10 protein-coding genes are annotated in these 12,550 nt (G+C 65.5%); 6 read left to right on the top strand and 4 right to left on the bottom strand.

Going from position 1 to position 12,550, the window contains the following annotated elements:
• Nucleotides 1–4 precede the first annotated feature (4 nt).
• The 3 genes from O9Z63_RS13200 to O9Z63_RS13190 all read left to right on the top strand — a co-directional run bounded on the left by O9Z63_RS13200 (nucleotide 5) and on the right by O9Z63_RS13190 (nucleotide 5,002).
• Entirely contained in the window at nucleotides 5–880 is an 876-nt protein-coding gene (locus tag O9Z63_RS13200; protein WP_270125722.1) for an NHL repeat-containing protein, read from the top strand.
• 133 nt (nucleotides 881–1,013) lie between these two features.
• Nucleotides 1,014–2,177, top strand: coding sequence for a zinc-dependent alcohol dehydrogenase (locus O9Z63_RS13195; protein WP_270125719.1), 1,164 nt, complete (start codon nucleotides 1,014–1,016; stop codon nucleotides 2,175–2,177).
• 242 nt (nucleotides 2,178–2,419) lie between these two features.
• Nucleotides 2,420–5,002 (top strand): S8 family serine peptidase, encoded by a 2,583-nt coding sequence (locus tag O9Z63_RS13190; RefSeq protein WP_270125717.1) that lies wholly within the window; start codon nucleotides 2,420–2,422, stop codon nucleotides 5,000–5,002.
• A 383-nt stretch (nucleotides 5,003–5,385) separates the two neighbouring features.
• Here the strand turns inward: O9Z63_RS13190 and O9Z63_RS13185 are convergent, their stop codons facing one another.
• On the bottom strand, nucleotides 5,386–6,192 hold the full coding sequence (locus tag O9Z63_RS13185) for a M57 family metalloprotease (RefSeq protein ID WP_270125715.1): 807 nt from the start codon (nucleotides 6,190–6,192) through the stop codon (nucleotides 5,386–5,388).
• A gap of 393 nt (nucleotides 6,193–6,585) precedes the next feature.
• On the opposite strand from O9Z63_RS13185, the gene ricT reads away from it, so the two are divergent.
• The gene (ricT, locus tag O9Z63_RS13180; protein ID WP_270125713.1) at nucleotides 6,586–8,262 is read left to right on the top strand and encodes a regulatory iron-sulfur-containing complex subunit RicT; all 1,677 of its coding nucleotides are present in this window, start codon (nucleotides 6,586–6,588) and stop codon (nucleotides 8,260–8,262) included.
• Between the two features lie 18 nt (nucleotides 8,263–8,280).
• The gene (locus O9Z63_RS13175) at nucleotides 8,281–8,769 is read left to right on the top strand and encodes a gliding motility lipoprotein GldH (protein ID WP_270125711.1); all 489 of its coding nucleotides are present in this window, start codon (nucleotides 8,281–8,283) and stop codon (nucleotides 8,767–8,769) included.
• 299 nt (nucleotides 8,770–9,068) lie between these two features.
• On the opposite strand, the gene O9Z63_RS13170 is transcribed toward O9Z63_RS13175, so the two are convergent.
• Nucleotides 9,069–9,269 (bottom strand): cold-shock protein, encoded by a 201-nt coding sequence (locus O9Z63_RS13170; protein ID WP_044016307.1) that lies wholly within the window; start codon nucleotides 9,267–9,269, stop codon nucleotides 9,069–9,071.
• A gap of 248 nt (nucleotides 9,270–9,517) precedes the next feature.
• On the opposite strand from O9Z63_RS13170, the gene O9Z63_RS13165 reads away from it, so the two are divergent.
• The gene (locus O9Z63_RS13165) at nucleotides 9,518–10,414 is read left to right on the top strand and encodes a hypothetical protein (protein ID WP_270125710.1); all 897 of its coding nucleotides are present in this window, start codon (nucleotides 9,518–9,520) and stop codon (nucleotides 10,412–10,414) included.
• A gap of 81 nt (nucleotides 10,415–10,495) precedes the next feature.
• Here the strand turns inward: O9Z63_RS13165 and O9Z63_RS13160 are convergent, their stop codons facing one another.
• Together O9Z63_RS13160 and O9Z63_RS13155 are read right to left on the bottom strand one after the other, a co-directional pair.
• The gene (locus tag O9Z63_RS13160) at nucleotides 10,496–11,365 is read right to left on the bottom strand and encodes a hypothetical protein (RefSeq protein WP_270125709.1); all 870 of its coding nucleotides are present in this window, start codon (nucleotides 11,363–11,365) and stop codon (nucleotides 10,496–10,498) included.
• A gap of 84 nt (nucleotides 11,366–11,449) precedes the next feature.
• Complete coding sequence (locus O9Z63_RS13155) at nucleotides 11,450–12,514, bottom strand: ComEA family DNA-binding protein (RefSeq protein WP_270125708.1); 1,065 nt, start codon at nucleotides 12,512–12,514, stop codon at nucleotides 11,450–11,452.
• Between the last annotated feature and the right edge of the window lie 36 nt (nucleotides 12,515–12,550).

Here is a 12,550-nt window from a genome sequence, read left to right as displayed (position 1 = left end):
AGCTATGCAGTGCGCCTTTGCTGCTGCCCAAACTACGGCGCCCACGCCGGCCTCGGTAGCGCCGCCCGGCCGGCCCGCGCCGGCTGCCGCTGCTCCGGCTGTAGCGCAGCTGCCGGCGGCCGCGCCCGGCAGCACTTGGCAGCTGGTGCGCACCATTGCGCTGCCCCAGCCCGGCGTGGCGTCGCTGGACCGGCGCGGCAACCTCTACGTGGCCGACTCGCGCGACAACATCCACCAGTACGGCCCCGACGGGCAGGCCCTGAACGTGTATTCGGCGCCCCAGCCTGGGCACGTGGCGCAGCTCGAAGCCTGGAACACCACAAAGATTCTGGTTTTTTACGACGACCGCCAGCAGCTGCTGTTGCTCGATAGGTTTGCGGCGCCGCTGGGCGAGTTCAACCTGCTCGACCTGCTCGACGGCACCGCCCGGGCCGCCACCCTGGCCCCCGACGACCGGCTCTGGCTGCTCAACGAGTCGGACCTGACGCTGCGGCAGTTTGATGCCGCCACCCGGCGCTTCACGGTGTCCACGCCCCTCGACCTGCTGATTGGCCGCTCCCGGCCCGATTTTCGGTTTCTACGCGAATACCAGAACAACCTCTACCTGGTGGACCGGGTGAACGGCATCTACGTGTTCGATAACCTGGGCAACTACCGCAAAAAGCTGCCGTTTCCGGGCCTCAGCACGGTGGGCTTCCGCGCCGATGAGCTGTATTTTCTGGCCGATGGCGCCGTGCAGCTTTTGCAGCTCTACACGCTGGCGCAGCGGACGGTGCCCCTGCCTGCCGGCGTGCCGGCCGCAGAAGTGCGCCAGGTACTGCTGGGCGAGAGCTACGCCTACCTGTTCACGCAGGCGGGCCTGCAGGTGTACAAGCTGTAGGGTAGGAGCGGCCGGAACTGCCTCAGCCAGTAAAGCTGAGCCATAACTCTGGCAGAGGCAGGTCGTTAGGAATAAAGTAGGGCCGCGCAGGCTGCGTGGCTCCTGTTTTTCTTCCTCCCACACTTCGCCGCTTATGAGAGCTCTCGTGTATCATGGAATGAAGGACGTCCGCGTAGACACCGTGGATGATCCGACGATTGAAGACGCCCGCGACGCCATTATCCGGGTGACCAGCACGGCCATCTGCGGCTCCGACCTGCACATCTACAACGGGAGCATTCCGCAGCCCCGGCCCATGGTGCTGGGCCACGAGTTCATGGGCATCGTGGAAGAAGTTGGGAAGGGCGTCGGCGGCAAAATCAAGGTCGGCGACCGGGTGGTGGTGCCGTTCCCGATTTCCTGCGGCACCTGCTACTTCTGCAACCACGAGCTGCCCGGCCACTGCGAAAATTCCAACCCCGACCACTACGGCCCCGAAGGCGGCCTGCTGACCGAAAAAGGCGGCGCCCTGTTCGGCTACACCGACCTCTACGGCGGCTACAACGGCGGCCAGGCCGAGTATGTGCGCGTACCCTACGCTGACTACGGCCCCCGCGTCATCCCCGATTCGCTGACCGACGAGCAGGCCCTGTTCCTGACCGACATCTTCCCGACCGGCTACTCCGGCATCGACTGGGCCGACGTAAAGGGCGGCGAGTTCGTGGCTATTTTCGGAGCCGGGCCGGTGGGCATCATGGCCGCCAAGTCGGCATGGCTGCGTGGGGCCGGCCGGGTCGTCATCGTCGATACCCAGCAGTACCGGCTGGATCTGGCGAAGAAATCGGCCCAGGCCGAAACCATCCTCTGGGACAACGCCAAAGACGTTATCGAGCAGATCCGGGCCATGAGCGAAGGCCGCGGCGCCGACGTGTGCGTGGAATGCGTGGGCTTCGAGCCCGACCGCGACCTGCTGGACCGTGCTAAGGCCGTGCTCAACCTCGAAAAAGGCTCGCCCAAAGTGCTGGAAGCCTGTATGAGCGCCGTGCGCCGGGGTGGCATCGTGACGGTGCTGGGCGTGTACGCCACGCCGTTCGACAACTTCCCCATCGGCCAGTTTTTCGACAAAGGCATCACCCTGCGCGGGGGGCAGGCTCCCGCCCAGAAGCACATTGACAAGCTGCTGCAGTATGTGATAGAAGGCAAAGTGGTGCTCGACGACATCATCTCGCACCGCCTGCCGCTGTCGGAAGCTGCCCACGGCTACGACATCTTCCGCAACAAGAAAGACAACTGCACCAAAGTGGTGCTGAAGCCTTAGACCTGGCATAGTCGGTTGCCGCTTCTGCAAAAGAGCCTATCCGTTGGTAGGCTCTTTTTTTGGGCTAACCGGCCGTTGAACCGACGGTTTTGGTGTGCTGTTACGCCAGCCGGACTGGCAGATTTCTGCCTACATTTGGATAGAACGACGCTGGTTGTTCTTTACCGCCCTGTTTGCTCTGCCACAACCATTTCTCTGTTATGTCTGCTGCTCTTTTCCGCCGAATCAGGTTCCGTTTATTCATGGGAATACTGGCGGCCGGAGCAGGCCTGAGCACCGGGCAGGCCCAGCAGCAATACCGGCCCGAAGGCCGACTGGCGCCCGGCCTCGCCGAAGCCCGCACCCCGCGCCTGCTGCGCGTGAGCGTAACCGATGCTGCTGCGTTCCGGGAGTGGCTGGCGCGCACGTACCCGGCCGCCACCGTGCAGCCTGAGCCGCGCCAGCCCCGGCTGCTGCGCGTGCGCGGCGTGGCCGCCTCCGCGCTGGCCGCCTGCCCCTGGGTGAGCTTCGTGCAGGCTGCCGACCGGGAGGCCCGGCCCGAGCGGCTGGTCAACGGCAACGACTTCACAGCCAACAAGGTCACGGCCGTGCACGCCCGCTACCCCCAGCTTACCGGGCAGGGCCTCACGGTTTCGGTGAAGGAAGCCCCCCTCGACCTCAACGACCTCGACTTCCGGGGCCGCCTCGTAAACCCCGATCCGCAGGCCGCGCTGCTGAACTCGCACGCCACCACCATGGCCACCCTGATTGCGGGCGGCGGCAACTCCGGCCCCAACGGCAAAGGCGCCGCCTGGCAGGCCCGCATTGCCCAGTCCAGCTACGCCAACCTGCTGCCCGACGACGGACCCGGCCTGGCGGCGCAGGGCGTATCGGTGCAGAACCATTCCTACGGGGTGAGCGTGGAGAACTTCTACGGCCAGGAGGCCCGCGCCTACGACGAGCAGGCCGCGCAGTATCCCACGCTGCTGCACGTATTCTCGGCCGGCAACTCCGGCAACCGGCCCGCGCCGGCCGGCCCCTACGCCGGGCTGGCGGCCACTGCCAACCTCACCGGGGAGTTCAAAAACGCCAAAAATACCCTGAGCGTGGGCGCTACTGATGCCCTGGGCCAAGTGGCCCCGCTCAGCTCTCGCGGCCCCGCCGCCGACGGCCGCGTGAAGCCCGAGCTGGTGGCCTTCGGCGAGGGCGGCAGCTCCGATGCGGCGGCGCTGGTGTCGGGCGTGAGCCTGCTGGCCCAGCACGCGCACCGGCAGCGTAGCGGCGCGCTGCCCTCGGCGGCGCTGCTGCGGGCCGTGCTGCTGAACACGGCCGATGACACCGGCCGGCCCAACGTCGATTTTGTGGCCGGCTACGGCCAAGTAGACGCCCTGGGCGCCGTGCAGACCATGCTCGACGGCCGGTTTCGGGGCGGTAGCGTGGCGGCCGGGCAGGAGCAGGTGTTCACACTGACGGTGCCCGCCGGCGTGCACCGGCTCAAGGCCACCCTGTGCTGGACCGACCCCGCTGCCGCCGCCAACGCCGCCACCCCGCTGCTCAACGACCTGGACCTGACCCTGGTGCGCCCCACCGACGGCCAGCGCTGGCTGCCCTGGACGCTCAGCGCCTATCCGCACCCCGATTCGCTGGCCCGCCCCGCCCGCCGCCGCCCCAACCACCGAGACAATGCCGAGCAAATCACCCTCGACCTGCCCGCCGCCGGCACCTACGAGCTGCGCGTGCGGGGCTACCAGCTAGCACAGGGTCCCCAGGCCTACAGCCTGGCCTTCGAGCTGGAATCGGGGCTGGCGTGGGTGCACCCGACTTCGGCCCGCAACCTGCGGGCGGCGGAGGCGGCGCTGCTGCGCTGGCAGTGGGCCGGCCCGGCCACTACCGCCCGGCTGGAGTTTCAGCCGGCAGGCCAGACTGCCTGGAGTTTGGTGAGTAACACAGATCTGGCCCCGCAGACGCTGCGCTGGACCACCCCCGCTACGCCCACGCTGGGCCGGCTGCGGCTGCAGTCGGGCTCCGAAACGGTGGAGTCGGACACGTTTTTTGTGGCCGCGCCTCCAACTCTGCAGGTGCTCTACAGCTGCCCCGAGGAAACCCGGCTGGCCTGGAGCCGCGTGCCCGGCGCCACTCAGTACCAGCTATACCGCCTCGGCGCCACCCACCTCGAGCCCTACCGCCTGCTCACGGATACCACCCTGACCCTGCCGCCCGCCGAGGCCGCCGCCCGCTACTTCGCCGTGGCCCCTCGCGTTGGCGGCCGGCTGCGCGAGCAAAGCCTGACCGTGGATGCGGGGCCCACCAACAACGGCTGCTACATCCGCTCGTTTCTGCCGGTGCAGCCCGTGGCCGACACCGTGCGCTTCCGGCTGCTGCTGAGCAGCACCTACCAGCTGCGGCAGGTGGCCCTGGAGCGCCGCGCTTCCGATGGCAGCTTCGGCCCGGTACAATCCGTCAGCCCCGTGCCCGGCCTCACGCTGCTCCTGACCGACCCCAACCCCGCGCCCGGGCGCAGTGAGTACCGGGCCCGGCTGGAGCTCGACAACGGCCGCGTGTACTACAGCGCGGTGGAAGCCGCCTTCTTCCTACGCGCCCCGGCCGATGTGCTGGTGTATCCGGTGCCGGTGACGGCCGGCGAGCCCCTCACCATCGTCGGGCCCCGCGACCAGGCCCTGCGCATCCGGCTGTTCGACCTGACCGGCCGCCTGCGCCTCGACCTGACCACCGACAACACCGCCCAGCAGACCCTCGATACCCGGGGTCTGGAGCCGGGCACGTTCCTGCTGCGCATCGGCGCCCCGGGCGGCCGCGAGGTCACGCGCCGCATTGTGGTGCTGTAAGCTGGCTGCCGAAGCGCCCCGGCCGGGCTCCGGGCCACTTCGCCGTGCGTTGGGCCCGGGTCGCGCACAAGCCGCGTAGCGGCACCCGGGCGTGGCCACCTTCAAACGACTGCAGGCCGGATATCGGCGCCAGGGCTGCGTAGCCCCGGCACTGATATCCGGCCTTTTTTCGGGGCGCGGCGTGGGCGTTTCTGGTACCCGGCGCCACCGGCGGCCTGTGCGCCGCGGGGAGGGCTGCACCAAGTAGGGCAGGCCAAAGGGCGGTGGCAAGCGGCGAGGGCGGCGGGGCGGCCAGTATACGCCGCGTGTGGCCCACAAAAAAACGGCCCCGGTTCTTGGTAGAACCGGGGCCGTTTTGGGTCAGGCTATGCCTGGATTAGTGCTTAGTACACGTAGTTGAGGGCAGTTACGTCGTTCGCATTGAACGGACGGTTTACGCCGTTGCCTACGCAGGCCAGCATCCACGAGCTTGGATCAGCGCCCGAGGGCGTGCCGGGGATGAGGATAGCGCCCACGGTGCTGGCGCCTTCGTTGGAAGCCGAGCCGCCGCAGCTATACGCACGGTTGAAGTAATCGGTGTGGCGGAAGCCGATGGCGTGCCCGATTTCGTGCGCCATGATGGTGGCGATGTAGTTCACGTTGGTGCTGTTGATAGCCGTAGGCGACAGTTTGAAGCCGGGTGCAGGGTTGCCACCCGATGGGAAGCCGCCCGACTGACCCAGTACGCCGGCACCCAGGTTGGCCGACGTGATTGGCAGGTTGGCCGTGCCCGAGGTGATGCGTACGAAACGCAGACGCAGGTTCTGGGCGTTGTAGCGACGGATGGCTTCGTCAGCGGCCGACACATAAGCTGAAGGGAAAGAGCCTTCCAGCTTCACAGTGAGGGTGCGGGGCAGGCCGGTCACCAGGTTGGTTGTGCGGTACTGCTCGTCTTCGCCTACGCGCATGAGCTGGGTCTGTGGGCCGCTAGCCAGCACTTCGTTGGTCAGTAGGATGTCGCCTTCCACTACCACGCCGTCTTCCACTTTGCGGGCATCCGAAGTACCAAAGCCGAGGGCCCGGATCTGGTCGATAGTTTCTTCGGAGAGTTCATTTTTGGCAAGTACTTCCTGCTTCTTTTCGCACGAAGAAAGCGACATGGCGGCGCCGAGCATCAGGGCCAGAGGAGTCAGTAAACGGGGTGCTTTCATGGAAATGGTTTGGTTGGTTGTGGAAGTGAAAGAACGAATTGCGCTGAAAACTTACGAACTTATTGATGATATCACAAAATATGTTCGATATAATTGACAGAATTATACACATAGGGTATTTTCACTATTCTTTCTGTGATATCCCAAAAGCTGGCTTTCCGTGCGTTGATGAAGGAATGATGAAGATTTGGGCGGGATAAGTATTTTATCATTCCGCCTGCTCTTTAGACCGCGCTGTCACATTGGTTTTACCCTATCAACGTTAGGCCCGGCGGCGGCCGGCATGGCGCACCTTATACCGGGCACGGTCATCCGTAGCTGTTTTCTGTATCTTTGTCTGAAACCGATTTTCCGCGGCGCACCGCGCCGCTTCACTATATAGATACCTCACCAGTGGCCTGTTCTACTTGCTCATCCGGCTCATCCGGTGGAGGCTGCTCTACCAATTCTGCCTCGGGCTGCGGCTCGAAAGGCAGCTGTAGCAGCGGCTGTACGCGTCTTAATGTCTTCGACTGGCTCCAGGATTTAGATACCCCCAGTGATTTCAAGGGCTTCGACCTGGTCGAAATCCGCTTCAAAGGCGGCCGAAAGGACTTCTACCGCAACGCCAGCCACCTGCCCCTCATCACCGGCGACGCCGTGGTGATTGAGGCCGGCGGCAGCGGCTGGCACCTGGGCCACGTCTCGCTTAAGGGCGAGCTGGTGCGCCTGCAGATGAAAAAGAAGAAGGTGCCCACCGACTCCAAGGACATCCGCAATATTCTGCGGGTAGCTACCGAGCAGGACGTGGAGCGCTGGAATGCCGTGCGCGACTTGGAAACCGGCACCATGTTCCGGGCCCGCACCGTGGTGGACGAGCTGCGCCTGAAAATGAAGCTCTCCGATGTGGAGTATCAGGCCGACCGCACCCGCGCCACGTTCTTCTACTCGGCCGAAGACCGGGTGGACTTCCGCGACCTGATCAAACGCCTCGCCGACGAGTTTCGGGTGCGCGTGGAGATGCGCCAGATTTCGCTGCGCCACGAGGCCGGCCGCCTGGGCGGCATCGGGGTGTGCGGGCGCGAGCTGTGCTGCTCCACCTGGCTCACCGACTTTAAGAGCGTGAGCACCACCGCCGCCCGCTACCAGAACCTGAGCCTCAACCCGGCCAAGCTCTCGGGCCAGTGCGGCCGCCTCAAGTGCTGCCTCAACTACGAGCTCGACACCTACCTCGACGCCCTCAAGGACATTCCGCAGGTGCAGCGTCCGCTCATTACCAGCAAGGGCGAGTACGTGCTGCAGAAAACCGACATCTTCCGCCGTAAAATGTGGTTTGCCGTGCGCGGCGACAACAACTGGGTGGTGCTGACCACCGACCGGGTGCGCGAGGTGCAGGACATGAACAAGCGCGGCGAAGTGGTGGATACGCTGCTGGTAGCCCTGCGCGAAGAAGAAAAGGCGCCCGACGTGACGGCCATCGTGGAAGGCTCGCTGGAGCGCCTCGATGACAAGATCAAGGCGGGCAAGCGCCTGAAGCGCACCAAGAAGAAAGGCCGCTCCGAGGCGCCTGCCGAAGACCGCCCAGCCGCCGCCGCCCCACGCGGCAGTGGCCGGCCGCGCCCGGCCGCCACGGCCGCGCCAGCACCTTCCGATGCCGACGGCCCTGCCGCCACGCCCGCAGCGGAAGGTGCTGCCGAAGAGCCGCGCCGTCCGCGCGGGGCAGCTGCCCGCCCCCTCAACCGCCGCAACAACCGCAACCGCACCGGCAGCAGCGCCGAAGGCAGCACCCGCGACGATGCCAGCCGTGGCGAGGGCCGTGAAAGCCGCCGCAATGCCGACGGCAGCGCCGCCGAGCCTCGCCAGGGCCGGAGCGGCAGTGAGCGGCGCGGTGGCCGGGGCAACTCCAGCACTCCGGCCTCCGGTGATGCCGGTACCCGCCCAACCCCGCCCGAAGGCAGCGCAGGCAGCCCCGAGCGGCCCGCCCGCGAAGGCCGTGAAGGTGGCCGCGGCCGCCGCGGCGGCCGCCGGGGTGAAGGCGGCAACCGCGGCGAAAACCGAGGCCCGGCCGCTACTCCGCCCAGCGCTTCCTAGAGTCAGTAGTTGATGTCTATGCTCAAGCTATTTCGTTTGCTGCCCTTGTTGGCTTTGGTAGCGGGTCTAACGGCCTGCGACCAAAGCCAGCTCTATGAAAAGAACGTCGATTTTGAAGGCTACACTTGGTCGGTGCGGCAGAAGCCGGCTTTCACGTTCGACATTGCCGACACCACTCAGCGGTACGACGTGTACTTCAACGTGCGCAATGCCTCCGCCTACGGCTACTACAACCTGTACCTGAAGCACACGCTCACGGCCCCCGACGGCAAGCCCGTGTCGCAGCTGCTGCACCAGATGCTGCTCATGGACCCCCAAACCGGCGAGCCCCGCGGCCGCGGTACCGGCGACATCTACGACCACCAGTTTCTGGCCCTGCCTAACCAGCGGTTCCGGCAGACGGGTACCTACAAGCTGGTGCTGGAGCAGTACATGCGCCAAGACCAGCTGCCCGGCCTGATGGCCGTGGGGGTGCGCGTGTCCCAGGCTGCTGCGAGCAAGCCGTAGCAGCCTGACCAATAAAAAGCAGGCCGCCGCACTTACTCTATAGAAGTTGGTGCGGCGGCCTTTTTTATGCGGCAGGGCGTAAGCCTTGTTACCTGCTGTTATGCCGGGGCAGTAGCGCGCACTGCGTAGTTCGCGGCCCCGCGCCGTTCGGGTGGTTGTCGTTCTGGAGCGCGAACTACAAAGTTCGCGCTACTGCTCCGGCATCATTGAAATCAACGCCCTGCTGAACAGCCATTATTAAAACAAGAAGCTCCGACCCTGAGGCCGGAGCTTTTGCAGATAGCCAACGGAAGGCGGTATTACACGGCGGCAATACGCTCTACTTTCACGGCATTGAGGCCTTTCTTACCTTCAATTACCTCAAAGGAAACCCGGTCGTTTTCACGGATTTCGTGAATCAGACCCGTTTGGTGCACGAAAATATCCTGCTCGTTTTCGTCCTGGATGATAAAACCGAAGCCCTTCGATTCGTTGAAGAACTTCACTTTGCCTGTTTTCATAGAAGAACCTGCTTGTAGTGGAAGTGTGGAAAAGACGCCGGTAAATCTAATAGCTATTTCGAATAATCAGGCACGAAGGGCCAGTGGCGCCGGGTGCGCCCTCCCGGCTGCCGCCGCTGGCGGCCCGGCGTAAGGCGGCTGGCCCGGGCGAACCGGGAGCTTGCCAGTCAGCACGAACCATGCGGGAAATGGCCCCGTATAGCACGGTAGCTGCCACACCTATTCCCGCCAACATGGCAGCCCCGCCCATGGAAAACGACGAAAAAAAACCGCATAACACCGCCCCCGATTCGGCCGCGCCAGCTGCCGCCGACAACAGCAACTCCACCGTAGGGAGCGAAGGCAGCCGCTACGACAACAGCAGCACGCAGGCCAGCTTCCAGGATCCCGACCGGCTCGAAAACCAGCAAAGTAGCCCCGACCGGGGCGAGTTTGGTGCCCACGGCCACCTCGGCCACACGCACGGCGGCTACGGCAACCAAGTGCGCAACCTCACCCCGGAGCCAGCCCGCGAGGCCGCCCCGCCCTCCGATACCACTGCCCACCACGACGGCCACCAGACCCCACAAGGCAACGGCGACAACGGCCAGGGCATGGGCGGAGCCACCAGCCAGCAAAACGACAATGGCTCGGACGTAAGCCGTAGCGAAGGCTATAGCGCCGACTACGGCAACACCTCCGGCGGCAGCCCGCTGCACGCCGAAGTGTCCAACTCGGCACAGGACACCGGCCGCAACCAGCGCGAAGACGACCACTCGTCCCGCGGCGGCTACGACAACCAGGGCCACCCCGACGACAGCAACTACCGCCAGCCCACCCCCGGTGCCGCCGCCGCCTCTGGCACGGCCAGCGCCCAGGACGAAGCCGGCCGCCCCGCTGCCCATCCCGAAGAAGCTAACGCCGGCGCTGGTAGTAGCTACAGCGGCAGCACCCAGGACGGCCACGGCTCGCGCGGCGGCTCCTACAACGACGAGTACGACGCCGCCAACGACAACAGCCAGGCCGGCTCGCCCGCCCGCGGCGACTACGACAGCCAGGACCAGAGCCAGAACTACGGGCAGCAAAGCCGCCAGGAAAACCGCCCGGCCGGCGAAAAGGATACCGACTATGGCGCCACCCCCAAGCGCACCGGCACCCAGGAATAAGGCGTAATCGGCTGCTTCGGCACCAAGCAAAACGGCCCGCTACCTTAGGTAGCGGGCCGTTTTGCTTTAGCTGTAAAGGTGTTATCGGGCTTTGCGGGTGGCGCGGTAGATGCGGCCCTTCTCGTTGCTGACCATGAAGTCGGTGTTGTTGAGGAAGGCCAGCGCCTCGGCTTGTCCGGTGGTGGGCAGCGCCAGGCAGGACTTAGGGCTATCGAACAGGCGGCGGCCGGGCTGGCGCTCCAGCAGATACACGTGGCCGTAGCCGAGCAGCGCCACCGTGCGGCCGTCGGGGCTGATGTCGGCGGCCGTAACCCAGGTGTTGATGCGGAGGCTGTCGAGGAGAGTAGCTACGTGGTTGCCGGGGCGGGCGGGCAAGGAGTAGAGCTTCACGTAGTGGCCCTTGCCCCGGTTTTTGGTGAATAGATAGAGGCTGTCCTGATGATAATAGAAGGCCTCGCAGTCGAAATTGCGGGCGGCTTTGCGGGGCGGAAACTCTCGCTGGTCGGAGTAGCGGAACCGGATGGTGTCTACCTGATCGAGCTTGGGGCCGCTGAGGCGGTAGATGGCCAGGTTGCGCCGCTTGTTCTGGTTGTTGCCGAAGTCGCCGATGTAGAGGCGGCCGGCGTTGTCGCGGGCTAGGTCTTCCCAGTCGATGTTGGTGAGCGGGGCCAGGTTCAGGGTTTGCAGTACGTCGCCCTGGGGCGTCACCCGGAACAGCGACTGCGCGCTGCCGCCGTCGCCGTGGGTCCAGAGGTCTTCCTGCACCCCGGCCAGCGCAAAGCCCGAGCTTTCCTTCACCAGTGGCTGGCGCATGCGGCCCGTCTGCTCTACCTTATAGTGCTTGTTGATCTTAATAAATTCTCCCCGGCCATCCTGGGAGCCGCAGCCACACACCACCGACTGCAGAAAAACGAGAATTGGAAACAGCTTGTCGCGCAGCAGAAACAGCATGAAAATGAAGAAAGGTTAGCCGTTTAACTCCCAGCAGGCCCGAAGGGTTGGGCCCGCAAAGCTACTGCGCCGGCTGAAGCGGCCTCATTTAATCAGCAGATAGGGCAGCAGCTTCTCGTAGGTGGCCTCGTCGAGGATGCGGATCTGGCGCAGGTCGGTGGGCTGCCGGAACGGACCGTGCTGCTGGCGGAAGGCCACCACCACCCGGGCCAGGCGCTTGCCCACGTAGGGGTGGCTTTGCAGCACTTCAAACGGCGCATTGTTGATATCCACGCCCTCCGGCACGAAACCAGGCCGCACGAACGTGTACTTGCGCAGGCTGTCCACCAGGTCGGGCGCGTCGCGCAAGCTGTAGAGCTCAGACAGCTGCCCGGCCTCGCGGAAGCCGCCTAGCCGCTGCCGGTAGTCCACCACCCGCGCCGAAAGCCCCCGCCCGATGCCCCGGATCTGCATCAGCTGCGTGGTATCGGCCGTGTTCAGATCGAAGGGCTGCAGGTTGCGAGGCTTGCGCGGGTAGGCACTGGCGGCCGGTCCGCCGGCCCCAAAGCGGCGGCTGGCCGGGTCGGTGGCGCGGTCGGGGCGGGCGGCGTAGGTGCGCGGCTCACGCGGCGGCAGGGCCTCAGGCAGCTGGATGTAGGGCGCGAGGCGGGCGTAGGTGGTGTCGGAGAGGCCGTAGGCGCGCCGGAGCTGCTCTTTGGCCCGGAAGCCGCCCACCGCGTCGCGGTATTTCACCAGCCGCTCACCCAGCCAGGCCGGCAGCCCGCGCGCCTGCCAGTCGAGGCTGGAAAACCGGTTGGGGTCGAAAGGAGCCAGAGCCACCTGCGGCACGCGGGGCCGGCGCGGATAGGTGCGGCGCGGGTAGCGGCTGCCGGAGCCGGCGTAGGTGGGGCGGGACTGGCGTTTGGCGGCCAGCTCAGTGGCCCACTGGTTGAGTTGGCGTTGGTCGGCGGCGGGATTATAGGAAGGCAGGTGCGGCCGCAGCAGCAAAGGCGCCACCAGCAGCCCTAGCAGCAGCGTCAGGAGCACCGCAAAGCCCGTGGTTTCGCGGCGCGAAAACCCGAAGTAGCGTCGCCGCGCCACCCGAAACCGGGCCCGAAAACCAGTAGCGGGCGCCTGGGCCCTGGTGGGGGGAGGAGAGGGTAGCGGCATACCGGGTAAGCATAGAATATTGGTACAGAATAAGCT

Origin of the sequence: Hymenobacter yonginensis, assembly GCF_027625995.1 — a bacterium.
In the GTDB taxonomy this organism is placed as follows: domain Bacteria; phylum Bacteroidota; class Bacteroidia; order Cytophagales; family Hymenobacteraceae; genus Hymenobacter; species Hymenobacter yonginensis.
This window is presented reverse-complemented; position numbering and strand designations above follow the sequence as displayed.

Bases quoted from the DNA above. Each gene is read 5' to 3' on its own strand.
- O9Z63_RS13200 (WP_270125722.1), top strand. From the start codon at position 5: ATGCAGTGCGCCTTTGCTGCTGCCCAAACTACGGCGCCCACGCCGGCC.
- O9Z63_RS13195 (WP_270125719.1), top strand. From the start codon at position 1,014: ATGAGAGCTCTCGTGTATCATGGAATGAAGGACGTCCGCGTAGACACC.
- O9Z63_RS13190 (WP_270125717.1), top strand. From the start codon at position 2,420: ATGGGAATACTGGCGGCCGGAGCAGGCCTGAGCACCGGGCAGGCCCAG.
- O9Z63_RS13185 (WP_270125715.1), bottom strand. From the start codon at position 6,192: ATGAAAGCACCCCGTTTACTGACTCCTCTGGCCCTGATGCTCGGCGCC.
- O9Z63_RS13175 (WP_270125711.1), top strand. From the start codon at position 8,281: ATGCTCAAGCTATTTCGTTTGCTGCCCTTGTTGGCTTTGGTAGCGGGT.
- O9Z63_RS13170 (WP_044016307.1), bottom strand. From the start codon at position 9,269: ATGAAAACAGGCAAAGTGAAGTTCTTCAACGAATCGAAGGGCTTCGGT.
- O9Z63_RS13165 (WP_270125710.1), top strand. From the start codon at position 9,518: ATGGAAAACGACGAAAAAAAACCGCATAACACCGCCCCCGATTCGGCC.
- O9Z63_RS13160 (WP_270125709.1), bottom strand. From the start codon at position 11,365: ATGCTGTTTCTGCTGCGCGACAAGCTGTTTCCAATTCTCGTTTTTCTG.
- O9Z63_RS13155 (WP_270125708.1), bottom strand. From the start codon at position 12,514: ATGCCGCTACCCTCTCCTCCCCCCACCAGGGCCCAGGCGCCCGCTACT.